Source organism: Clostridia bacterium, assembly GCA_014360065.1.
In the GTDB taxonomy this organism is placed as follows: Bacteria; Bacillota; DSM-521; order Neomoorellales; family JACIYF01; genus JACIYF01.
Genome location: JACIYF010000001.1, coordinates 36,649 through 58,156, shown reverse-complemented (window position 1 = coordinate 58,156; position 21,508 = coordinate 36,649). Strand labels below are relative to the sequence as shown.

At 57.0% G+C, this 21,508-nt stretch carries 21 protein-coding genes; 20 read left to right on the top strand and 1 reads right to left on the bottom strand.

Annotated features, from left to right (window positions below):
- The first annotated feature begins 4 nt into the window (after nucleotides 1-4).
- The 19 genes from H5U02_00365 (at nucleotide 5) to H5U02_00275 (ending at nucleotide 17,918) form a co-directional block, all read left to right on the top strand.
- Nucleotides 5-718, top strand: a complete 714-nt coding sequence (locus tag H5U02_00365; protein ID MBC7340905.1) for a ParB N-terminal domain-containing protein — start codon at nucleotides 5-7, stop codon at nucleotides 716-718.
- A complete protein-coding gene (locus H5U02_00360; GenBank protein ID MBC7340904.1) occupies nucleotides 690-1,418 on the top strand; it encodes a hypothetical protein in 729 nt (242 codons plus the stop codon). Before H5U02_00365 ends, H5U02_00360 begins: the two co-directional genes overlap by 29 nt.
- 2 nt (nucleotides 1,419-1,420) lie before the next feature.
- On the top strand, nucleotides 1,421-1,924 hold the full coding sequence (locus tag H5U02_00355; protein ID MBC7340903.1) for a hypothetical protein: 504 nt from the start codon (nucleotides 1,421-1,423) through the stop codon (nucleotides 1,922-1,924).
- Complete coding sequence (locus H5U02_00350; GenBank protein MBC7340902.1) at nucleotides 1,863-3,083, top strand: hypothetical protein; 1,221 nt, start codon at nucleotides 1,863-1,865, stop codon at nucleotides 3,081-3,083. Before H5U02_00355 ends, H5U02_00350 begins: the two co-directional genes overlap by 62 nt.
- Before the next feature lies 1 nt (nucleotide 3,084).
- Nucleotides 3,085-4,344: a hypothetical protein gene (locus H5U02_00345; protein ID MBC7340901.1), complete on the top strand. Its 1,260-nt coding sequence runs from the start codon at nucleotides 3,085-3,087 to the stop codon at nucleotides 4,342-4,344.
- Between the two features lie 2 nt (nucleotides 4,345-4,346).
- Nucleotides 4,347-6,845: a hypothetical protein gene (locus tag H5U02_00340; protein ID MBC7340900.1), complete on the top strand. Its 2,499-nt coding sequence runs from the start codon at nucleotides 4,347-4,349 to the stop codon at nucleotides 6,843-6,845.
- A 13-nt stretch (nucleotides 6,846-6,858) separates the two neighbouring features.
- Nucleotides 6,859-7,095: a hypothetical protein gene (locus H5U02_00335; protein MBC7340899.1), complete on the top strand. Its 237-nt coding sequence runs from the start codon at nucleotides 6,859-6,861 to the stop codon at nucleotides 7,093-7,095.
- A gap of 86 nt (nucleotides 7,096-7,181) precedes the next feature.
- Nucleotides 7,182-12,203 (top strand): methyltransferase domain-containing protein, encoded by a 5,022-nt coding sequence (locus H5U02_00330; GenBank protein MBC7340898.1) that lies wholly within the window; start codon nucleotides 7,182-7,184, stop codon nucleotides 12,201-12,203.
- 105 nt (nucleotides 12,204-12,308) lie between these two features.
- Nucleotides 12,309-13,085: a hypothetical protein gene (locus tag H5U02_00325; protein MBC7340897.1), complete on the top strand. Its 777-nt coding sequence runs from the start codon at nucleotides 12,309-12,311 to the stop codon at nucleotides 13,083-13,085.
- 1 nt (nucleotide 13,086) lies between these two features.
- The gene (locus H5U02_00320; GenBank protein ID MBC7340896.1) at nucleotides 13,087-13,500 is read left to right on the top strand and encodes a DUF2190 family protein; all 414 of its coding nucleotides are present in this window, start codon (nucleotides 13,087-13,089) and stop codon (nucleotides 13,498-13,500) included.
- 31 nt (nucleotides 13,501-13,531) lie between these two features.
- Nucleotides 13,532-14,509, top strand: coding sequence for a major capsid protein (locus tag H5U02_00315; protein ID MBC7340895.1), 978 nt, complete (start codon nucleotides 13,532-13,534; stop codon nucleotides 14,507-14,509).
- A 128-nt stretch (nucleotides 14,510-14,637) separates the two neighbouring features.
- On the top strand, nucleotides 14,638-15,006 hold the full coding sequence (locus H5U02_00310; protein MBC7340894.1) for a hypothetical protein: 369 nt from the start codon (nucleotides 14,638-14,640) through the stop codon (nucleotides 15,004-15,006).
- Entirely contained in the window at nucleotides 14,985-15,302 is a 318-nt protein-coding gene (locus tag H5U02_00305) for a hypothetical protein (protein MBC7340893.1), read from the top strand. The genes H5U02_00310 and H5U02_00305 overlap by 22 nt, the downstream gene beginning before the upstream one ends.
- On the top strand, nucleotides 15,299-15,826 hold the full coding sequence (locus tag H5U02_00300; protein ID MBC7340892.1) for an HK97 gp10 family phage protein: 528 nt from the start codon (nucleotides 15,299-15,301) through the stop codon (nucleotides 15,824-15,826). The genes H5U02_00305 and H5U02_00300 overlap by 4 nt, the downstream gene beginning before the upstream one ends.
- On the top strand, nucleotides 15,826-16,203 hold the full coding sequence (locus tag H5U02_00295) for a hypothetical protein (GenBank protein MBC7340891.1): 378 nt from the start codon (nucleotides 15,826-15,828) through the stop codon (nucleotides 16,201-16,203). Before H5U02_00300 ends, H5U02_00295 begins: the two co-directional genes overlap by 1 nt.
- Before the next feature lie 2 nt (nucleotides 16,204-16,205).
- Nucleotides 16,206-16,592 carry a hypothetical protein gene (locus tag H5U02_00290; protein MBC7340890.1) on the top strand — a complete coding sequence of 129 codons (387 nt, stop codon included), beginning with the start codon at nucleotides 16,206-16,208 and terminating at the stop codon, nucleotides 16,590-16,592.
- 14 nt (nucleotides 16,593-16,606) lie between these two features.
- A complete protein-coding gene (locus H5U02_00285) occupies nucleotides 16,607-17,221 on the top strand; it encodes a hypothetical protein (protein MBC7340889.1) in 615 nt (204 codons plus the stop codon).
- A gap of 11 nt (nucleotides 17,222-17,232) precedes the next feature.
- Entirely contained in the window at nucleotides 17,233-17,571 is a 339-nt protein-coding gene (locus H5U02_00280; GenBank protein MBC7340888.1) for a hypothetical protein, read from the top strand.
- Between the two features lie 8 nt (nucleotides 17,572-17,579).
- Nucleotides 17,580-17,918 carry a hypothetical protein gene (locus H5U02_00275; GenBank protein MBC7340887.1) on the top strand — a complete coding sequence of 113 codons (339 nt, stop codon included), beginning with the start codon at nucleotides 17,580-17,582 and terminating at the stop codon, nucleotides 17,916-17,918.
- An 11-nt stretch (nucleotides 17,919-17,929) separates the two neighbouring features.
- On the opposite strand, the gene H5U02_00270 is transcribed toward H5U02_00275, so the two are convergent.
- Entirely contained in the window at nucleotides 17,930-18,334 is a 405-nt protein-coding gene (locus H5U02_00270) for a hypothetical protein (protein MBC7340886.1), read from the bottom strand.
- 90 nt (nucleotides 18,335-18,424) lie between these two features.
- Here H5U02_00270 and H5U02_00265 point away from each other — a divergent pair, with 90 nt between their 5' ends.
- Nucleotides 18,425-21,508, top strand: a complete 3,084-nt coding sequence (locus H5U02_00265; protein MBC7340885.1) for a tape measure protein — start codon at nucleotides 18,425-18,427, stop codon at nucleotides 21,506-21,508.

Below are 21,508 nucleotides of genomic sequence, written 5' to 3'. Positions count from 1 at the left end.
CGCTATGCGGATCGAAAGGAAAAGGCTGGCGGATTTGGCCCCGGCCCCGTATAACCCGAGAAAGAAGCTGAAGCCGGGCGATCGGGAGTATGAGCGGCTGAGGCGGTCGATAGTCGAATTCGGGTATGTGGACCCGATCGTGTGGAATGAGAGGACCGGCAATGTGGTGGGCGGGCACCAGCGGTTAAATGTGCTGATGGAACTCGGGATCGAGGAGGCTGAGGTAAGTGTGGTGGACCTGGATCCCGAAAAGGAAAAGGCGCTCAACCTGGCGCTGAACAAGATCCAGGGCGAGCGGGATGAGGAGAAACTGGCGGAGCTTCTGCAGGAGCTCTCTAAATCGGAAGCGGTGGATGTAGAGCTCAGCGGCTTCGGGGAGAAGGAGATAAGGAAGTTGCTCGAGCGCATGGAGGAGAAAGGGCAGAAGCGCGAAGGAGTGGAGGAATGGGTCGAGGAGCTGGGCGAGCGGCATGATTATGTGGTGCTGTATTTCGATAATGAGCTGGACAGGCTCAAGGCGTGGCAGGTGCTGGGGATAAAGGAGCGGGTTAATATCAGATGGGGCAAATGGGATTCGGAGCGGGTGCGCAGGGAGCTCGGACAGAAAAAGCTGGGCTGCGGGCGGATCATGAGAGGCGCGCCGGTGATAGAGTTTCTGGCGGCGAAGGGCTATAGGCTGCAGGGCGAGGATGAGCGGGATGCTGATGGTGATACCTAGCTGCCACCGGGCAGGGAATGTGGTGACCCGGAAGTGGGCTCCGCAGGCGATATTGGCGGTGCCGGAGAGCGAACTCGATGAGTATGTCGAAAAAGAGGGCGGCGAGGTTGTGGCCTACCCTGATCGGCTGCTGGGGAATATCGCGGCAGTAAGGAACTGGATCATGGAGCGGTTCTTCGGCGAAGATCGGCGGCTGGTAATGGCGGATGATGATGTGCGCTGCCTGCAGAGGTTGGGGCCGGGAATGCAGAGGGATCTGGGCGAGGCGGAGGCGGCTCATTATCTGCTGGAAGGTTTTGGACTGGCGGAGGATGTAGGGGCGCGCTATTGGGGGATGCAGGTGTTGAATGATCCCATGGCTTACCGCATCGATGAGCCGTTTTCGTTGGTGAGGCCGATATTGGCTACCGTGTGCTGCCATATCAGGCACCCGCTCAGATATGACGAACGGCTGCCGCTCAAAGAGGATTATGATATGACCCTGCAGCAGTTAAGGCGCTACCGCCGGGTGTTGAGGCTTAATTATCTAGCTTATGATTGCGAGCATCTCGATAACCCCGGTGGGCTTACGGCTTACCGGTCAAGTGGGGCGGAATTCGAACAGGCGCGGCTTCTGCAGGAGAAGTGGGGCAGAAAGATCGTGAAGCTCAGGAAGGATTCGGTTAATCCCCGGATCAATCCCCCGGTTAGGGGTGTGTGAGGATGGAGTTATGGGAGAGGCAAAAGGGAGAGAGCAGAAAGGCGTATCAGGCTTTCTGTGCGTATAGGGATATGGGGCCGGCCCGCAGTCTGGCGAAAGTATCTCAGCAGTTGCGCAAATCCAAGGTTCTGCTGCAGAGGTGGAGCGTGCGCTGGTCGTGGGTGGCTCGGGCGGAGGCGTGGGATGATGAGCTGGACCGGCGGGCGCGGGAGGCTCAGGAGCAGGCGCGTTTGGAGATGGTAGATAGGCATGCGCGGGCGGCGGTGGCTTTCCAGCAGCGGGTGCTGGAAAGGCTGGCAGAGCTGGATCCGTCTGAGCTGTCGCCCGGCGATCTGGTGAAGTGGTTCGATGTGGCCGTGAAGGTAGAACGGTTGAGCCGTGGCGAGCCGACCGAGATCGGAAAGCAGGAGGTGACCCTGCCGCCGATACTGGAAGTGGTGCTGGATGAGGAGGAGAAAGGCGCGGATCAAGCTGCATCCGGGGCAGACCCGGGCGTGGAAGAGTGATGCGCGTTATGTTTTCCTGGTAGCGGGCACGGGCGGCGGCAAGACCTGGTTTGGCCCGATCTGGATGTATCGCGAGATCCAGCGGCACCCGCGCGGAAATTATTTGGTGGTGGCCCCCACTTATTCGCTGCTGTCGCGGGTGACGTTCCCGGAAGCGAAGGGATTTCTGGATAAGTTCGCGCCCGGCGAGTATAAGGCTATCGAAAGGTGTTATTATCTGCCTACGGGTGGGAAGGTGTTCTTCGGCAGCGCGGACCGGCCTCTCGGGCTCGAAGGCGTGCACTGCATTGCGGTGTGGCTGGATGAAGCGGGGCAGATGAAGCGCGAGGCGTGGGATGTGGCCCAGAGGCGGACGGGGCTGCACAAAGGAAAGGTTTTGGGCACGACCACCCCGTATAACCTGGGGTGGCTCAAAACCGAAATCTTTGATAAGTGGAAAGAGGGGGATAGGGATTATTTCGTCTCCCAGTTTCCGAGCATACTCAATCCGGCCTATCCCCGCGAAGAATTTGAGCGGGCGCGGAAAACGATGCCCGAGTGGAAGTTCAAGATGTTTTATCTCGGAATGTTTACCCGGCCCGAAGGCTTGATATATCAGGATTTCAGGCAGGAGAAGCATTTGGTCCAGCCGTTTGCGATACCCAGGGAGTGGAAGCGGGTCATCGGGGTAGATTGGGGATTTGGCGAGAAGCACCCGGCAGCAGCGGTCTGGGTAGCGGTGGCGCCGGGGAGGAAGCTGTATATCTACCGCGAGTATTACCGGCAGGGGAGGATCGCAGAGGAGATCGCGGAGGATATAAAAAAGCTCTCGGCGGGTGAGCGGATCGATGCGGTGGCGTGCGACCCGGAGAGCCCGGCGAATATCGAGGTTTTCAAGCGGCATAAGCTTCCGGCGAGGAGCGCGAATAATGCGGTGGAGTTCGGGATCGAGACGGTGACCGGGATGTTCCGGAATGATCGGCTTTTTGCTTTTAAGGGGCTGCCGAATTGGCTCGATGAGATCGAAAATTACCGCTGGAAAGAAGGAACGAATGTGCCGCTCAAGGAGTATGACCACCTCATGGATGCCATGCGGTATGCGGTCATGGAAGTGGAGCGGGGTATTGTCCCGGTCTTGAGGCCGGGCATAGTGGAGAGAGAAAGCGTCTGGAGGCGTTAGCATGCCGAAAGATTATTTTGCGGAAATCGGAGTTACCGGGCTGCAGCGGTGGGGCGGGCTCGTTTATGAGGAACATCTGCTCGATCTCGGAGGCCCGCGGGCGGTAAAGGTGTATAAGCAGATGCGGGATGATGATCCCATCATTGGGGCTATCTTGTTCGCGATCAAGATGCTTTGCAGGCAGGCGAGCTGGCGGGTAGAGCCGGGCGGATCGAAACAGGCAGATCTCGAAGCGGCGGATTTTCTGGAGTCGTGCATGTACGACATGAGCCAGTCCTGGCATGATACCGTTACGGAGATCCTTTCTATGCTGGTGTTCGGTTGGTCTTACCACGAGATCGTGTATAAGCGCAGGGAGGGGGCTAGCCGAGACCCGACCAGGAAAAGCAAATACAATGACGGGCGGATCGGCTGGCGGAAGATCCCGATCCGGGCGCAGGAGACGCTCAATGCTTGGATCTTCGATGAGGATGGCGGCATTCAAGGGATGAAGCAGCTCGCGCCGCCGGATTACCGGCTTACGGATATCCCTATCGAGAAGGCTCTGCTTTTTCGAACTGAGTCGAGCAAGAATAACCCCGAGGGGCGGTCTGTGCTGAGGAATGCGTACCGCCCCTGGTATTTTAAGAAGAATATCGAGGTGATCGAGGCGATAGGAATCGAGCGGGATCTGGCGGGGTTCCCGGTGGTGTGGGTGCCGGAGAAGATCGCGAACCCGGAGACCGAGGAGGAGCGGGGGAGTTATGAGGCGTTCAAGCGGCTGGTCACGGGCATGAAGAGGGATCAGCAGGAGGGGGCGGTCATGCCGCTCGTTTATGATGAGCGGGGCAATAAATTGTATGACCTCACCCTGCTTTCGACCGGAAGCAGGCGGCAATTCGATACGACTGCTATAGTCCAGCGGTATGATACCCGGATCGCGCAGACGGTGCTGGCGGATTTCATCATGCTCGGGGTCCAGAAGGTGGGGAGCTTTGCGCTGGCGAGCTCGAAAACCCACCTCTTTGCGGTGGCGATCGGGGCGTACCTGGATGAGATCGAAGAGGTGTTCAACACCCATGCGGTACCCCGGCTGTTCGAGCTGAATGGGTGGAAGCTGGAGAATCTGCCGGAGATCAGGCACGGGGATATCGAAGATGTAGATCTGGAAGAGCTTGGCAATTACATCTCCAAGCTGGCAGGAGCGGGAGCGCAGCTGTTCCCGAATGAGGCGCTGGAGAAGTATCTGCTCGATGTCGCAAATCTCCCGAGCGAGGGGTAGTAATGGCGCTGGTGGCGGTCGAAAGGGCGAGGTATGGGAAAAGAATTGAGAAGGCAGGCGGGGGAGAGCTGTGGCGGCGCATCATCGGCATTGCGGATGCGGCGGTCCCGGATGTGGAGAGGGCGTTCCTCGCGGCGGTGGCGGCGGCCCGGCAGGAAACCGACCTCGATAAGCTGGCGCAGGCGGTCGAGCGCGGGGATGCTGAGGCGGCGCTCGCGGCGGCGGGGATGAGCGCGTTCGAGGAAAAGTTTGCGGAGAAGATGGAGGAGCTGATGCGGGAGATCGCAGCTTCGGCGGGCAGGATGGCGATGCAGGATCTCGCGGGGAAAATCCCCGGAGCGGTGGCGAAAGCGGCCCCCAAAGGCCCGCGCCTGGCTCTCAGCTTTGACATGCGCAACCCGCGCTCGCTGCAGTGGATCGCGGCCCACGGGGCGGAGCTGGTGGCGGGGGTGGGGCAGAACACCAAAGATGCGATCAAGGTGGTGGTCAGGAGGGCTTTCGAGGAAGGCGGGCACCCCTATGAGCAGGCGAAGCAGATCAGGCAGATGATCGGGCTCGATCCAAGGAGGGCGGCGGCGCTGGCCAATTACGAGCGGGCCCAGCTCGGGCAGGGGATCGACCCGGCAGAAGTGCAGAAGCGGGTGGATAAGTACCGGGAGAAACTGCTCAAGCAGCGGGCGCAGATGATCGCGAGGACCGAGACCATCGCGGCGGCGTGCGAGGGGCAGCGGGAGGCATGGCGGCAGGCGGTAGATTCGGGACTGCTGGTAGAGGAGGAGTGGGAGAGGAAGTGGATCGTCACTCCGGATGACCGGCTCTGCCCGCTCTGCATGGCGAGAGAGGACAAGCGGGCGCAGGTGCACGGGGCATACCCCGACGGCAGCGGCGGCCCTCCTCTTCATCCTGGATGCAGGTGCGCGGAAGGGCTGGTGAGGGTGAAGCCGCCGAGCTTCCGGGAAAAGCCGGAGGCGGAGGTGGAGGTGCCGGAGGTCCCCGAGCCGCTGAGCGCGGCGGAGATAGACTATGCCAAGCGGATGGTCGCAATATGGAATGGAGCGCGCGGCGTGGACGACCCCCAGGCCCGGATCACGCTGGCGGTGGCGGAGGCGAGAGGGATAACCAAACCGGCGGCGGTGATGGAGAGCGGCGAAGTGGATGCCGCAATCGCGCAGGGGTGGGCCGAGTACAGGGCGGTGCTCAGCGATGTGGATGAGGACATTGAAAAATTCCTCGGCGAAAGGCTGATCCCGGAATCGTCGCCCTATGTGCAGATGGCGGGGGTATGGATCGACCCCAAGTCTGTGGAGAGATCGGTTGCTCCGCCTGCCGGAGTGTTTAGGGTGGTGATCGATCCGGCGGCGAAGATCGCGGAGTGGGATGATATTGCCAAGGAGATGGCGGAGAGAAATCAGGCGTTGGACATGGCCCGGCGGCTGAGGGAAGCGGGGCTGGGCGAAGCGGCAGAGATTTTCGAGCACATTGGTAACGTCCCTTCGGCTTATGCGGCCTTTATGGGATATGACGGAGTGAAATACGGGAAATACGGGGCCAGGATCTGCATGGTCAACCGGAGCATGATGAGGATCCAACGGACCCCGTTATGGGGGAAGGCGGTGGAGGCGAGGAGGCTCTGGGAGCCGGTCGGCCCCAAGATCAAAGGGCGGGACCTAGCGCCCAAGCAGGCGATGTCCTGGAATGAAGCGGAGCAGGCGAGGTCGGCGCTCAAAGATATGTTTGTCGGCGAGTGGCCGAGGCTCAAAAGGGATGAGTATGATGAGAGATTCGCAGACGGCGAACAGCGCGCGTATGCAAAGGACACCCTCGTGAAACACATCGCCAGGAGGCTCAGCCGGGATGAAGCGCTGGAGGCAGCAAAGTTCATAAGAGGCACGGAGGCGGTAGATGCGGCGGTGGCGGAGCGAGTGGGCATTCAGAGGATCGCCTACAGCGCGGTAAACGACATAGTTCACCAGTGGGCAGTCACCTCGGGCGATAACAGCAGTAAATCGATCGCCATGCAGAAGGTGGCGATGATCGAATTCGGCATCGATGCCCCGACCGACCACTGGCCGGATTACACGAGCGAAGAGGCAGATAAATTGGTCAATGGCTACGGGCGGGCCGTAGCCAGAATCTTGAGGGAGATGTATAATTGGACCCAGAAGGAGCTGAAGCGGCGGGGCATCGATAAGGTCGTGGTGTACCGGGGGCACACGTTCAGGACCGAGGAGGCACCCCAATGGCTCAGGAGCGCCAGCAAAGGGCAGGCGGGAAAAGTCAGCCTGCAGCCGCTCAATTCATTCTCGAGAATCTATGAAGTTGCCGAGTCGTTCTCGTGGCCGAGTGAAGGCGAAATCGGATATGTGTTCGCGGCGGCGATCCCCCGGGAGAGGATTATCTCCACCTGCAGAACCGGATACGGATGCCTAACCGAGGCGGAGCTAGTGGTACTTGGGGGAAAGGATAAAGAGGTAACGGTGGAGTTGATACTGCCACGGTGAGAAGGGAGGAGGCATGATGGCCGGGAGAGGAAAAAGGAGGCCCAAAGGGGATGAGGCGGTAAACCTCGATGCTAGGGTGGAAAACGCCGATTGGACCAAGCGGACATGGGATCTGGTGGGTATCGATTCGAAAGAGAAGTTGCTCGAGTGGCTGGAGCGGACCCAGCAGAGTGTTGCCTGGTTCAAGCGGCTGCCCGTATACCGGTGGAATAAGGATAAGCCGGGATTCGAGTGGCTGAAGGAGATCTAGGCGGATAAAGTTTGCACGGAAGCGGAAGAAGAAGCGGGTAAGAAAGCCGGGCTTTATGGTCCGGCTTTTTCTATGGGGTGATGGGAGTGCCGAGCCTCGAGTATCTGGAAAGCATTCTCGAAAAAGCCAAGCAGTACCTTCCCGATTGGTTGATGCGGGACCTGCATAGGGCGGCGGTGCCCTCGGCGGGCGGAAAGGCCCGCTGGCGGGGGCCGGAAGAGCCATCTTTTCTCGAGAAGATGGCCCTGGCCGAGATGCGACCGGGGAAGCTCAAGGAAGCCCCGGATGGGGAGGTAAGGCAGGCGTGGCTCAGGCTCAATCAGTGGTTCGGGGCGGCGAAGAAGCGCGGCGAGGCGGTCGAGAATGTGGTCAATGCGGCGCTCAATGTGATGGAGGAATTCGAGCGGCGCGGCTGGCATTACGATGAAGAGAGCCAGCTTGTGCGGGAGGCGAGAAAGCTCGCGGCGGTAAAGAAGGAGAAAGGGATCGAGGCGAGGCTCGAAGGGCTGCCGCAGGAGGTCATGGTGATCCCCAATTTCGTCTCGGTGGTGGGCTCGGCGGTAACGGGAAAGGAAAATCCGAATGATATAGATGTGCTGTTTCGGGCGGACCGGGATGAGAGCGGGAGGTATTTTCTTATCCAGGCGGATAACGTCTGGCTGCCGGTAAGGAAGGTGCTGGACCCGGAGAAGAAGGGCGGGCTGCACTTCATTGATTCGCCCCAGGGGAGCCATGCGGATTTTATACCCTGCTACTCGCTGGTGTTGAGGCGCGAGGGGCTAAAGCGGCAAGTAGTAAAAGGCGAAGTGGTGAAGCTCGATCTCGGATGCGGAAATGCCAAACCAGAGGGGTACATCGGCATTGATAAGGAGGCGGGGGCGCAAGTAGATGTGGTGGCTGACCTGGAAAATGGAATACCGTACCCTGATGCGAGTGCAGATGAGGTAAGGGCGAATCATGTACTCGAGCATTTGAGCGATAAAGAAAAAATTATGTCGGAGATCTGGCGGGTCTTGAAGCCGGGCGGGCGATTTGTCTTTGAAGTGCCCAGCACTAAAGGTGAGGGTGCGTTTGCGCACCCGGATCATAAGAGCTTCTGGAATAAGTCGAGCTTCGCGTTTTGGACCGGGGAATTGGCGGAGGACCGCCCCCGGTTCGAGGTCGAAGAGCTCGAAGAAGTCGAGCAGGGCGACCGGGTGTATGTGCGCGGGGTGCTGAGAAAGCCGGAGCGGGTGGAGAAAGCGAGGCTCGTGCCCTTTGGAAAGTTCGTCCCGCCGAAACCTTCGATGGCAGGCTATACCGAGGCGTATACGGTGGAAGAGCTCTTGGATTGGATCGGTGATGATTGGCCGGTGGCGGTGGAGCCGAAGCATAACGGCTTTCGATGCGTGGCAGAGAAGAGGGGTGAAAAGATTAGGCTCTGGTTTGAGGGGCAGGCGGGAGAGGACCAGCTCGGGAAGCTGCCGGAGATCCGGAAGGCGCTGGAGGCTTTCGACCGCGATTTTGTGCTGGATTGCGACCTCGGGCTTTTGAGGGAAGGGAAGCGAGTGGCAAGGCCGGATCTCGCGGTATTCAACCAGAAGAACCCCGAGCTCGGAGCCGGCGAGGTCCCGGTGCTGACGGTATTCGATGCCCCGTATCTTGGCGGGGATCTGACCGGGAGGCCGTTCGCGGAGCGGAGGAAGGCGCTGGAGGGGCTGAAGCTGGAGGCCCCGCTCGTTCTGTCGCCGCTTAAGTGGTGCCGGTCGGCCCAGGAGGTAAAGGTGGCGGCGCGGTGGGCTTTCGGGCAGGACCGCTCGGAGGGGCTGGTGGCGAAAAAGGCGGATAGCAGATATAGTCTCGATGGGGCAGAAGAGGGCTGGTTCAAGCTCAAGAAGGTCATAGAGCTCAAGGTCAAGGTATTGGCTAAGCAGATTACCAAAGGTGGCGCATATAACTACTGGGGCGGGCTGCTCCCGAGCATGGGGCAGGAGTGGAAGAACACCCGCGAGGTGGGCGGGAAGGAGTATATCGATCTCGGCAAGACGTTTTCGACCAAGGTTGAGGCAGAGGTCGGCGATGTGATTACCTGCGAAGTGCTTGAGCTCATTCCCGATGAGGAAAAAAGGGAGCTGGCATGGCTCGGGGCGCGGGTGGTAGATGTGGACCCGACCCGGAAGGAACCGTATACGGCGGCGCAGGCGATAGATGTGGCAAAGCGCGGCGAGGTACTGCAGAAGTCGGTGGAGCAGGTGGTGCCTCCTTCAGGCAGGCAGGGAGCGCCCATAGCATTCGTAAGCGCGATTCCTTCTCAGATCGATGCGGCGAGGGGAGAGATGCTTTCTGGGCCGGCGGGGGAGGTTTTTCGGCGGCTTTATCTCGACCCGCTCGGCGTATCGAGAGAGCAGGCTTGGATCGGCAGTGTGGTCCCGGTGGCAAAAAGAAATGGGTTGGAAGAGCAGGAGATCGAAGAGTGGCGTGAATGGATCGCGGGCGAGCTCGATAGGGCAGGGCCACGGATAGTGGTGGCGTTAGGCCAGGTTGCGAAATCCGCTCTCGGAGAGAGGGCGGATTTTGTTTTGCCCCACCCGGAGGCGGTAAGGCGCTTCGGGGATTCGGGAGAGGTGGCGAGGAAGATCAGGCAGATCAGAAAGGCGCTTGAGGAAGCAAAGAGCCCCGAGGAGCGGGCGGTGGAGCGGGCGTATTTTGCGAGCATGCGGAAATTCGGCGAGGAGCCGGATGAGGGGCGGCATCTGAAAAAGATCGCTTCGGAAGGCGGAAAGTCGGTCTGGCGGGTAAAAGACGGCTGGGGCGAGCGGTATTACCTGCTTGAAGGCGAAAAGGCGCGACCTCTGGCGGTGAAGATGCCGGATGTGGGGGCTTTTCATGCTGAGGCCGAAGTCGCTGATCTGATCGATAAGAACTGGGTTAAGGAGCATGGCTGGGAGGATGATGTGTGGGATCGGGCTCTCGCGACATGGCTCAAGGGCTTGGTCGAGAAAGCGGACCTCGAGGAAGGAGACACGCGCGCAGAAGCGGCGGCGGAGTTCTGGAGCGAGAATTGGCATAAGATGTTCCCGCCCGATGGCAGAGGGCGATTCTGCTTAGACCCGAAGACTCCTGTATTTCTTAAGGACGGCCGGATAGTGCCAATCTGCGAGGTTAAGCCTGGTGACGTTTTGTATGATGATGGGCGGCTAACCAAGGTGGAGGGGGTATACACAAGCAAGCAAGGGGCGGTTGTCGAAATAAAGGCCCTAGGGATTGGCGTAATTCGGGCTTCAACTGATCATCCGTTATTGGTGATTGATGGTGCCTCTAGAATTCGGTGGTTGTACAGAGACAAGCGTTGGAGAAGACAGGAAAAGGAGCAAGAGTTGAAGCAGAAGCTTCGTCAAGCCATAAAATGGAAGGACGCTAAAGATATTAAGCCGGGAGATGCCTTGGTATTAGGGAGGCCGCCTGCCGAACCTGTGCCGAGTTGCTATCCTGTAACACCGGAGTTCTGGGAACTCGTTGGCTGGTATGTAAGCGAAGGGTGTTATAACTTCCGGGGGGATGGGCGCCAGAGTTACCTCCATATTACCCAAAAGCCTAGGCCTAAATTCGAGAGAATCAAGCAGTTGGTACAAATAGCTGGCTGTGATTTTCTTGAGTATCAACATCCGAATAGGTGCGCTGATATACTGCTTAAACCGAATAGTTTCCTGGATAACCTCCATTACGATTTTGGGCGAATTGCTCTAGAAAAGAAGCTGCCGCCTTTTGTTTATTCGCTACCAGAAGATTGCCGACGTGCGTTGCTCCAGGGATTGCTTGCAGGTGATGGGACAAGCGACAAACGCAACGAGGTATTTTACACCTCCTCGTTAAGCTTGGCCTATGGAGTGCTATTGCTCGCGGCGTCGCTCGGCGTCCCAGCTACTCTTGGAAGCGTTCGTGATGGAGAATACCGATTGGCCATATCAAAGAAATGGCTGGATGGTGAGGCCCGGCAACGCGAGATGCGTCGCTGGTATGACCTCGGCGACGGGCGCTGGGGTGCACTGGTCAAAGAAGTGAAAGTGAAGAATGAGGAGACTGAGTTCGTAGATATTACCACTTTGACCCATACGTTCCTTTGCCCGGTGATTTCGCACAACACCTACCATCACCATTGGCGGGGGTTAAGCGAGGAAGAGGCGAAAATGGAGGAAGAGGACCTGCTCAAGACCGATCATAGCCTGCATGGAGATCTCCGGTTCGAGGCGAGGGAAGGAGAGCTGTGGGGATTCTCGGTGTTTCTCGGGCGGACCCAGGATAACCGGGAGGCAGGCGGGGATAGGCTGATAAGCCTCCCGCCGGATGATAATCTTCAGGGGCAGTTCAAGCTCGCGCAGCCGGATGAGTGGCTGGAGGTCGGAGTAAAGGAGCCTTATGTAGCCGAACCCGGAGGAGCGGGAGCGGCGGCGGATAGCTATGCCAAGTTCTTCGCGCTGGATCACGGGGAGTATGAAATCGGGGTCTGGCGCGAGCATATGTTCGAGATATTCTTGCATGGAGAGCGGCTGAAGGGCCGCTTTCTTATCGAGTATGCGCCTGTCCCCGGCGGTCGCCGAGTCTGGCTGATCGATAAGCCTGAAGACCAGACACCTTATGCTGAAAAGCATGACCTCGCTGATGTCATAAGCGAGCTGAGGCAGAAGGGTCAAAAGTGGTTGGTGTGGGCAAAGCCAGGAGAGAAACCGCAGAAGATAGACGTAGCCAGGGCGAAAGTAGCCAAGGAGTATCACGCCGCGATACTTAAAGCGGACGAGGAACGTAGACTGGTTTACGGAGTGGTTTTAGAGCCCGACACTGTAGACAGCCAGGGAGACATCATCTCCGCTGATGAAATCGAAAAAGCGGCGCACCGATTCCTGGTAAAGTCGCGCGTGGTTGGCGACAGGCACAGCAAGAAGGCCCAAGCCGAAGTAGTGGAGAGCTACATCGCGCCCGATGACTTCGAAATGGGCGGACAAAAGGTGAAGAAGGGAAGCTGGGTATTAGGTGTGCACGTTTCGGATGACAGGTTATGGAATGCTATCAAGGCCGGTGAATACACCGGCTTTTCTGTTGGTGGCTTCGGCATACGCGAGGAGGTGGCTTAACGTGTGAACAGGCTACGTGATCTGGAAGCAGTTGAAGTCTCGCTGGTACCAAAAGGCGCCAACAAACGGCGCTTTTTACTTTTCAAATCTGAGGAGGGAAGTTCGATGGAGGAAATTCTAAAAGCCGTGCTTGAGACTGAACTGGAGGACGAGAAGAAGGTAGACGAAGTGCTCAAGGCCGCAAAGCTCAGCGATAAGGCTCAGAACGCCGTAAAAGGAGCCTTACGACTTCTCAATGCATACAAGGATGAGCTACCGAAAGACATCATCAAGACTTTGGCCGGTCTTGCGGGTTATGGTTACCCCGAGCCTGCCGAGAAGGCCAAGAGCGAAGAAGACAAAAAGAAAAAGGAAAAGTACGGCTACCCCGCTCCCACCAAGAAGGAGGATGGTAGCTGGGACTTTTCCGGTATTCCCGAAGAAGTTCGGCCTGCAATAGAGGCGCTTTGGAAAGAGCACGAGAGCGCAGTTAAGAAGGCCGAGGAGCTGGAGAAAGTCCTGAAGGAAGAGCGCGACAAGCAGGCCCGCAAGGAGTTCATCCAGAAGGCTGCGACCGAGTTCGCCAACCTGCCGACCAAGCCGGAAGAATTCGGCCTGGTGCTGAAGGGTCTGGCCGAGAAGGCTCCCGAGGAGTACGCCAAGCTGGAGGGCGTGCTGAAGGCGGCTGATGAAGCTATTCGGAAGGGTGCCTTATTCGCTGAAATCGGACGCAGCGGCGGCTTGGCTGGTGGCTCTGCTATGTCCAAGATTGAGGCCGTGGCTAACTCGCTGGTGCAGAAAGATGCCAATATGACCAAAGAGCAAGCAATAGCTAAGGCCCTGGAGTTGCACCCCGAACTATACACCGAGTACCTCCAGGAGACCCAAAGGAGGGTGATGTAGCATGGCATACGAAATTCCTGTGTTTGACATCACGTTGATCGCTGGAGCGGATCTATCGGCGAACCAATACTGCTTTGTCAAGACGGATTCCAACGGGCAAGCCGTTTTAGCTGGTGCAGGAGAGCCTGTTACGGGCGTGCTCCAGAATAAGCCTACTGCTGGCCAGGCGGCTCAGGTGCGCATTTACGGCGTGACCAAAGTCGTTGCCGGCGGTGCGGTCGCTAAAGGCGCTCTGGTTGCCTCCGACGCAACCGGAAAAGCCAAGACGGCCGTGGTGACTACTGCGAATACCACCACCGGAGCACTATCTGGAAGCCACGTTGCCGGTATTGCGCTACAGAGCGCGGCCGCCAGCGGAGAGATTATCTCCGTTGTTCTGTTGCCTATGGGCGCAGTCCCCGGTACGGCGGCCTAGCTTAGAGTTTGACGTAAGGAGGTAGAGGAAGATGCCCAACCCAACCCCTGGAGATCTACACGTAAACGTACCGCTTACCAATATCTCGATTGCCTACATCCAGTCGGCTGAGGGCTTCATTGCCGACAAGGTATTTCCGAATGTGCCGGTGCAGAAACAGTCCGACAGGTACTTTAAGTACCTCAAGGAAGATTGGTTCCGCGTAGAAGCCCAGGAGCGGGCACCCGGTACCGAATCTGCTGGCAGCGGCTGGCGGGTTGACAACACGCCGACCTACTATTGCCCCATCTATGCCGTTCACAAGGACATCGACGACCCAACCCGTGCCAATGCCGATGCGCCCATCAACCTTGATCGGGACGCTACCGAGTGGGTAACCCAGCAGCTGCTGCTCAAGCGCGAGACCCAATGGGCCAATAACTACTTCACTACCGGTGTCTGGGGCACCGATCGGCAGGGTGTCGCTTCCGGGGCAACTGGCAACCAGTTCGTCAAGTGGAGCGACTTTACTAACTCTAACCCGGTATTGGATGTTAAGAACTCCGTGCTTGCTATTGCGAGCAAGACGGGCTACAAGCCCAATGTTATGGTAGTTGCCCCGGACGTCTTTAATGTGTTGACCGAGCACCCCAAGATCCTTGACCGCGTGAAGTACACCCAGCGGGCTGTCATCACCGAGGACATCCTGGCCGGACTGTTCGGCGTGGACAAGTTCCTGGTTCCCTGGGGCGTGGTGAACACCGCCGCTGAGGGCGCGACCGAGAACACCGACCTGATCTTCAAGAGCAAAGTGCTCCTGGTCTACGCCGCCCCTGCTCCTTCGCTTCTCAAGCCGTCTGGTGGCTACACCTTCTCCTGGACGGGCTATCTCGGAGCGGGTGCACAGGGCAACCGGATCAAGAGGTTCCGCATGGAGCACCTATCTTCGGATAGGGTAGAAGGCGAGATGGCTTATGATATGAAGGTAGTAGCTCCCGACCTCGGAGTGCTGTTCTACGATGCGATATAGGGCTAGAGTACCAATTCCTGCCGGAAACAGAATGATAGCGCCGGGTGAACTCCTGCCGCCCGGCGCTGAATTTTGGGCGTGTTTCCGGGAGCTTAGGGTGCTGGGATGGATAGAGGAAGTGAGCGAAGATGACCTGGTCGTACAGCAACAACCCGGCGGCGAGCGACAAGGACAAGGTGAGGTTCCTGATCGGAGACACGGACCAGACCGACCAGCTCCTCCAGGACGAGGAGATAACGTACCTGCTGACCGAGACGACAAACGTCCTCTTAGCGGCAAGCCGCGCCGCAAAAGCGGTCGCCGCTAGGTTCAGCCGGCAGGCAGATAAAGAGGTGGGCGACCTGCGGGTGAGCCTGAGCCAGAAGGCCGAGGCCTACCGCAAGCTGGCGGACGACCTTGAGAAGCGGGCTGGCTCGGTAGCCGCGCCGTCGTTTGCCGACCAGGGTGACTTCCTGTTCGCCAAGGGGATGATGGGATGGCCGAGCGCGACTTCTTAGCATGGTTCAAGCAGACGGTGACGGTGGAGCCGTTCTCGGGAACCAACGCCTACAGCGAGCCTGTATACGGTGCTCCTGTGACATACTCTGCCTTTGTGCAGCGCAAGACGAAGCTGGTACGGGACAGGACCGGAAGGGAGGTCGTCAGTACAGCCCAGGTCTACCTGGACGGCTCGGTGAACGTCGGCGTCCAGGACCGGATTACCCTGCCGGACGGCTCGCAGCCAGTTGTCCTCTCGGTTGAAGTCCTGCCGGATGAAACGGGGAGCGCCCACCACAAGGTGGTGAACATGTGAGGATAACGGTTAAGGTCAAAGGCACAAGAGAGTTGCGGCGCGCCCTGGAGAAGCTGGGCAAACGTACGCTGGTCGAGGCAGGTAAGGCGCTCTATGCCGAAGCAGAGCTCATTATGACGGAGAGCAAAAAGCAGTGTCCGGTGGATACCGGAACGCTGAAAAGTACCGGTTACGTTGAACAGCCGAAATACAGTGGTGGTCAGGTGACGGTGCAGATGGGCTATGGAGGACCGGCGGCGCCGTATGCCGTTATTGTGCACGAGGGATACGGCCCACATGCCATAACGGCAAAAAACGCTAAAGTGCTGGCGGCCCCTGCAAACAAGTGGAAAGGCGGCCCGGTCAATGAGTACGAATCAAAGCAATTGCCGAAATACAGCAAGGACGGCAATTATGTCATTCTGGGCAAAACTGTCCACCATCCAGGTTTTGCGGGCAAGAAATATCTTGAGAACCCGGTAAATGAAGCTGCGCCGCAACTTGCCGCTAGGCTAACTAGGCGGCTGAGGCAGGTGTTTGAATAGTGCTCTCGGAGGACATCGGGAACTATCTCCAGATAAACGGTGTCGGCACGGTCGGCACCGATATTTTTTTGGGGCAGTTACCTGCAGCTCCCGATAATGTCGTTGCCTTATTCGAGTATGCCGGGGAGCCGCCAGACTTACACAGCAGCGTGGAATATCCTGGACTGCAGGTACTGGTGCGAAATAAAAGTTATGTCGCTGGAAGGCAGAAAATAGAACAGACCCGAAACGTACTGCACGGATTAACCGAAGCGACGATTAATGGACGCAGATATCTGCTCGTACGGGCAAGACAAAGTCCGGAGGCCCTACCGAGAGACGAAAACGGCAGGGCCTTATTTGTGTGCAATTTCAGAGTGATTAAGGAGGTTGGCTGATAATGGCGATCGCAGGCAAAGGTGGAGCCGTCTATATCGGCGCCAACAAAGTATCTGAAATAGGTACGTGGTCACTTGACCTTGGTGCAGATGATATCGAGATCACGTCTTTTGATAGCAACGGCTGGAAAGAGTATCTGGCCGGCCTAAAAGAGTGGTCAGGCTCTTTCGAAGGCAACTTCGTACCAACCGATACTACCGGCCAAGTAGCCCTGATAAACGCTTGGAACAGCGGGCAAACCGTTAGCCTGGAGTTAAGAATTGATGCAACAAGGAAGTTCTCAGGAAACGCTTTTGTAAAACCCTCGATAGAGATGCCTGTAGATGATAAAGGCAGTTTCTCCTGCGACTTCCAGGGCACAGGACAACTTACCATTACCCTGACCTAGCGGGGTGATTTAGCATGGCAATAGCAGGCAAAGTAGGGGCGGTTTACGTCAGCGACGTGAATACCGCCCCCGTCTCTTTTACTAATCAGGCGACCACGCCGGATGCGACTTATAGGCGTTACCAGGTAACCAATCCGACTTACCGCTACTGGCCGCTCGATGCTGCGATAACGGTTAAAAAGAATGACGTGGTCATAACAACAGGCTTTACCCTCGAACGGGCCGGGGGTTATGTGGTGTTCGATGCTCCGCTGCTGGACACCGACGTGGTAACCGTTTCCGGTCAGGCCCTGACGCTGGTGCAGTGTGGCGGCTTTTTTAATTGGAGTGTTGACATGGAAGCAGAAGACGCGGAAGCAACTACATTTGCTAGCGGGGGCTGGAAGGAATACATCAGCACGGTTAAGGGCTGGTCCGGCAGCGCCGAGGCCTACTGGGGCGACGACAGTTTTTTCAAGAGTTTGGGCGAGATAATTGTAGTCAAACTTTTCGTAGACAGCGGTGCTTCCCAGAAGTGCCTGGAGGGTTTTGCTCTCATTAACTCGGAAGGCATAGAAACCGCTGTCGATGAGCTGGTGAAGGAAAGCATCGACTTTGAAGGCGTAGGCCCGTTGTACTTCAGGCTGTAGGGAGTGATTAGATGCGGAGCAGGATAGTCAGCTTTGCCGGGAAGGATATAAACGTCCAGGAGAAAAAGATAGGTGAGCTGGAGGCCCTAATCCGGGAGCTTTTCCCCGAGAGTAAGGGCGATATCTCCAGGGTTGATCTGGGCAAGCTGCTGGGTGAAGCCAACTTTGACCTGCTTTACTCAAAGCTTCCGAAGATATTCCCGGAGCTTACCAAGGAGGACGTGAAGAACGCCTACATGAGCGAGCTAGAGGCGTTGGTCGAGGCGTTGGTTGACGTAAATTTTTTGGGGATAAAGAGGTTGCTGAAGCCCATGCTGAGCTTGGCGCAGGCTGGCTTGCCCCAGAAGTAGTTGTGCTGTTGGCCCGAGAGTTCGGCTGGACGCTGGAGGAGATGCGGCAGCTCAGGCCCAGCGAACTGGTGGCCATCCTGCAGGAGCTCAAGAGACAGAAACTCATGCAGGAATACCATGAGATGCGAAACCACTGGGCTTTTCTGGCTGCCGTGATTACCAACGGCTTCAGTGCCATAGCAGGTATGCTTGCCAGGAAGCGGCTGAAGCAGGTAGAACCGGATGCGTTTATCGGCAGGGAAATGAAGAAGGCAGTGGAGAAGTTAACGAAAAAGGCCCAGCAGAGAGATGGCTGGGCCGAGCTTATCCGGGAGGCGAGGGCCAAGGGGTTGAAGGGACCGTGGTAGCTGGCAAGGAATTATCCTTTTCCTGCTTGCCACCTATAGCCGCATTTTAAGCAGGTAATCATAGTTTTCTTGCTGCCGATTAAGCCGCCAAGTAATCCTATAGGGCCAATTAGAACGCCACCTGCTACAGCTTTGCCAAGGCTGAATCCTTTATCTCCGGCGTGAAGCTGGGAAGAGCCGCAACGCGGACATTTCAAGGGCTTGTCTTCTGATTGGTAATATGCTGTTTTTGTTCGGCTATTTTCGGGTTCAACAATCAAATTATGGTATTCACCGCAAGCACACCGGACGGCAGCTTTTAGGTCTATGGCGGGCATATGTGGGCGTAGGGTATTTGCATATGGAATTTCCATTTCCTTGCCGCAGGCTTCGCAGCGGGCAAGTACCGAATGTTTCTTGCGCTTGACTAGTTCCATTGTCACACCTTCCTTTGTGGTAAAAGTCGTCTCTAATTGTATTCGTTGATTATTTTAGTTGTCCTTTAACTTGTTAGGAGAGAGAAACCGATGACCGTCGGCGAACTTTTGGCCAAACTCGGAATAGATACGACCCCATACGAACAGGGCTTGGCCCGGGTGGAAAGACAAACCCGAGCATCGAGTCTCAGGCTAGGCGACATCTTCGAAGGGGCCTTGTCCGTTACTTTAGGCATAGGCTTCTTCGAGGCCATACGGCGTGGCTTCCAGGCTGTGGTAGGCGAGGCCATCAACTTCAACTCCATGATGGAACAGGCCCAGATAGGTTTTACCACCATGCTTGGTAGCGCGGAGAAGGCGCAGGCTTTCTTAGAGCAAATGGGCGAGTTCGCAGCAAGGACGCCGTTTGAGTACCCGGACCTGCTTGAAGCTTCCAGGCGGATGATGGCAATGGGCTTTGCTGCTGGGGAAGTTTTACCCACGTTGCGGGCTGTGGGTGATGCCGCTGCCGGCCTTGGTCTGGGTAAAGTAGGCATCGACCGCATCACCTTGGCTTTAGGTCAGATGCGGGCCAAGGCTAAAGTGACCGGCGAAGAAATGCGCCAGCTCACGGAGGCAGGAGTTCCTGCCTGGGAAATACTGGCCGAAGCGATGGGCAAATCCACTGCCGAGGTCATGAAGCTCTCTGAGAAGGGGCTTATCCCGGCAAGTCAGGCTATCCAGGTACTTATCGAAGGCATGGAGAAACGCTTTCCTAATATGATGGAGAACATGCAAAACACCTGGCAGGGTGTCACTTCCACCATCAAAGACGTATGGCGAATGACCATAGGGGCGCTTACCTCTGGCCTGTTCAGGGGCCTAACCGGATGGCTCCAAAGAATTCGAGACCTGGCAACTACCTTTTATACAACGTTCAGCAATCTCAGGAGGCAGGGACTGGACACAATCTCGGCGTTGCAGATTGCACTTGCACAAGCGTTTGGCCCGAATGTCGCCGCGTCGGTAAGCATGGTTGCTGGAGCACTGCGTTCATTCTGGGCGTTCGCAGTAGGAGTTGCCAAGGCAATTATCGCACACTGGTCGGTTATCAGGCCGCTTGTGATCTGGGCTGCGACCGCATTCCTAACGTTCAAGGTCGCTATCCCGATCATAAACGGGCTTACCCTCGTAGTCCAGGCGTTGAACGGCACGCTGGCAGCCGGGCCACCGCTATTTACGTTTATAGCCCGCGCAATCCAGATCTACCAGCTCCAGCTACACCTTGCTTCTATGGCGGGAATTACCCACATTGGTGTTATTCAGGCACTCAGAACGGCACTGTATTCGCTCTATGCAGCGCTAGGGCCTCTCGGCGTTATTATTATGGCTATATCGGCAGCTCTAGGTATCGGGATAGGGCTTTGGTCAAAGTACAGCGCAGCAGTTATGCGGGCCAATACTGCAAAGGTCCTGGGAGCAACCAAGAGTGCAACGGATAGCTTTAACCAAAGCATCCGGAGCAGCACATCCGCGACCCAGCAGCAGTCCAAGGCGCTAAACGAACTCGGTCGGGCGCAGAAGAAACAAAACAAGGCAACCAACGACAACATACAGTCCTTTGATGAGGTACACCAGATTATGGAGCAGACCGTCGATGCTGCAGAAGGGGCGGCGGCTGGATTGGGAGAGGTTGCAGCACCGTCTCTGGAAGTTCCCACTGGTGTAGGCGCAATAGCTTTGCCAGAAATTGACATGGGTGCACTGGAACAGGCAAAGCCGACCTGGAGCGGCTTCTGGCAGTGGATAGTCGATAGCGTCAAGGAGAAATGGAATAGCTTTAAGGAATGGGTTGCTAGTTGGGCTGGCCCGTTATGGGATGGCATTAAAGCCAAATGGGCAGGTTTCAAGGAATGGGCCGGCGGACTTTGGGAAGGGGTTAAGGCGAAATGGGACAGCTTCAAAGGATGGATTGCCGACTGGGCCGGTCCATTGTGGGACGGCATCAAGGCAAAGTGGAGCAGCTTCAAGGAGTGGGCCGCTAACCTATGGGAAGGCGCAAAAGGAAAGTGGGGCGATTTTACCGCCTGGGTATCATCGAAATGGAGCGCCTTCAAAGATGAGGCCGGGATCTTATGGAACAACATAAAGAACATAGTGCAGAGTAAATGGCAGGAGCTGTCGACCAGTGCCCCCGGTTTCTGGGAAAACATCAAAACTACCATAGCCAACAAATGGAACGAGCTAAAGACCAATGCGCCTCTGGCCTGGGAGAACATCAAGGCTACCATCCAAATGAAATGGCAGGAACTGCAAACCAATGCCCCGATCGCGTGGGAGAATATCAAGGCAAGCATATCTACGAGGTGGGATAACCTCAAAGCAAACGCGGGGCCTACCTGGGAAAACATCAAGACCGCCATAGCAAGTAGATGGGAAACGCTCAAGGCCAATGCTCCTGTTATGTGGGAAAGCATTAAGACAAGTATATCTACCAGGTGGGAGGAGCTTAAAGCCAGCGCTCCGGGAACCTGGGAGAACATAAAACAGGCTATCACTTCGCGGTTTGGAAGTGCTAGGGACAGAGTGGTGGACGCTGCACAGCAGATCAAGGACCGTGTTGTCCAGTCGTGGGGCAACATGTTGTCCAAGGTAACGAGTCTGAAAGACCTGCTTTACAGCCGGTTGGTGGATCCGTTTGCACGTGCGAAGGAAAAGATTTTGAGCATTGTGGACACCGCAAGAGAATGGGGCAGAAATTTCATAGACAACATCGTTGCCGGTATACGCAGCGCTATCGATGCTGTAAAGCGCGCCGGCGGAGCAGTCGCAACTGCGCTAATGCGATTCCTGGGCTTCAGTTCTCCCACCGAAGAAGGCCCGGGGCGGTATGCCGACCGATGGGCACCTAATTTCATGCGGATGTATGCCGAAGGTATCCTGAGCAACGTTGGCATGGTGAAGGCTGCAGTAGCTACGGTAGCCGAGAGCTTGGCTGGCGTAACGGCAGCCCCTGCACCTGTGTTTGCTGGCGGGGGTGGAGCCAGAGGAGGGTTTACTCCTGTAACCGCACCGGAAATTCACCTGCACATCGGCACGCTTATTGCCGACGATTACGGCCTTAAGAAGCTGGAGCAGCGGTTGAGAGAGATCCGCATCTTTGAGGAGCAACGCCTCGGGCAAGAAAAGAGGTGA

Coding starts and splice junctions, on each gene's coding strand:
- H5U02_00365 (MBC7340905.1), top strand. CDS start 5: ATGCGGATCGAAAGGAAAAGGCTGGCGGATTTGGCCCCGGCCCCGTAT.
- H5U02_00360 (MBC7340904.1), top strand. CDS start 690: ATGAGCGGGATGCTGATGGTGATACCTAGCTGCCACCGGGCAGGGAAT.
- H5U02_00355 (MBC7340903.1), top strand. CDS start 1,421: ATGGAGTTATGGGAGAGGCAAAAGGGAGAGAGCAGAAAGGCGTATCAG.
- H5U02_00350 (MBC7340902.1), top strand. CDS start 1,863: ATGAGGAGGAGAAAGGCGCGGATCAAGCTGCATCCGGGGCAGACCCGG.
- H5U02_00345 (MBC7340901.1), top strand. CDS start 3,085: ATGCCGAAAGATTATTTTGCGGAAATCGGAGTTACCGGGCTGCAGCGG.
- H5U02_00340 (MBC7340900.1), top strand. CDS start 4,347: ATGGCGCTGGTGGCGGTCGAAAGGGCGAGGTATGGGAAAAGAATTGAG.
- H5U02_00335 (MBC7340899.1), top strand. CDS start 6,859: ATGATGGCCGGGAGAGGAAAAAGGAGGCCCAAAGGGGATGAGGCGGTA.
- H5U02_00325 (MBC7340897.1), top strand. CDS start 12,309: ATGGAGGAAATTCTAAAAGCCGTGCTTGAGACTGAACTGGAGGACGAG.
- H5U02_00320 (MBC7340896.1), top strand. CDS start 13,087: ATGGCATACGAAATTCCTGTGTTTGACATCACGTTGATCGCTGGAGCG.
- H5U02_00315 (MBC7340895.1), top strand. CDS start 13,532: ATGCCCAACCCAACCCCTGGAGATCTACACGTAAACGTACCGCTTACC.
- H5U02_00310 (MBC7340894.1), top strand. CDS start 14,638: ATGACCTGGTCGTACAGCAACAACCCGGCGGCGAGCGACAAGGACAAG.
- H5U02_00305 (MBC7340893.1), top strand. CDS start 14,985: ATGGCCGAGCGCGACTTCTTAGCATGGTTCAAGCAGACGGTGACGGTG.
- H5U02_00290 (MBC7340890.1), top strand. CDS start 16,206: ATGGCGATCGCAGGCAAAGGTGGAGCCGTCTATATCGGCGCCAACAAA.
- H5U02_00285 (MBC7340889.1), top strand. CDS start 16,607: ATGGCAATAGCAGGCAAAGTAGGGGCGGTTTACGTCAGCGACGTGAAT.
- H5U02_00280 (MBC7340888.1), top strand. CDS start 17,233: ATGCGGAGCAGGATAGTCAGCTTTGCCGGGAAGGATATAAACGTCCAG.
- H5U02_00270 (MBC7340886.1), bottom strand. CDS start 18,334: ATGGAACTAGTCAAGCGCAAGAAACATTCGGTACTTGCCCGCTGCGAA.
- H5U02_00265 (MBC7340885.1), top strand. CDS start 18,425: ATGACCGTCGGCGAACTTTTGGCCAAACTCGGAATAGATACGACCCCA.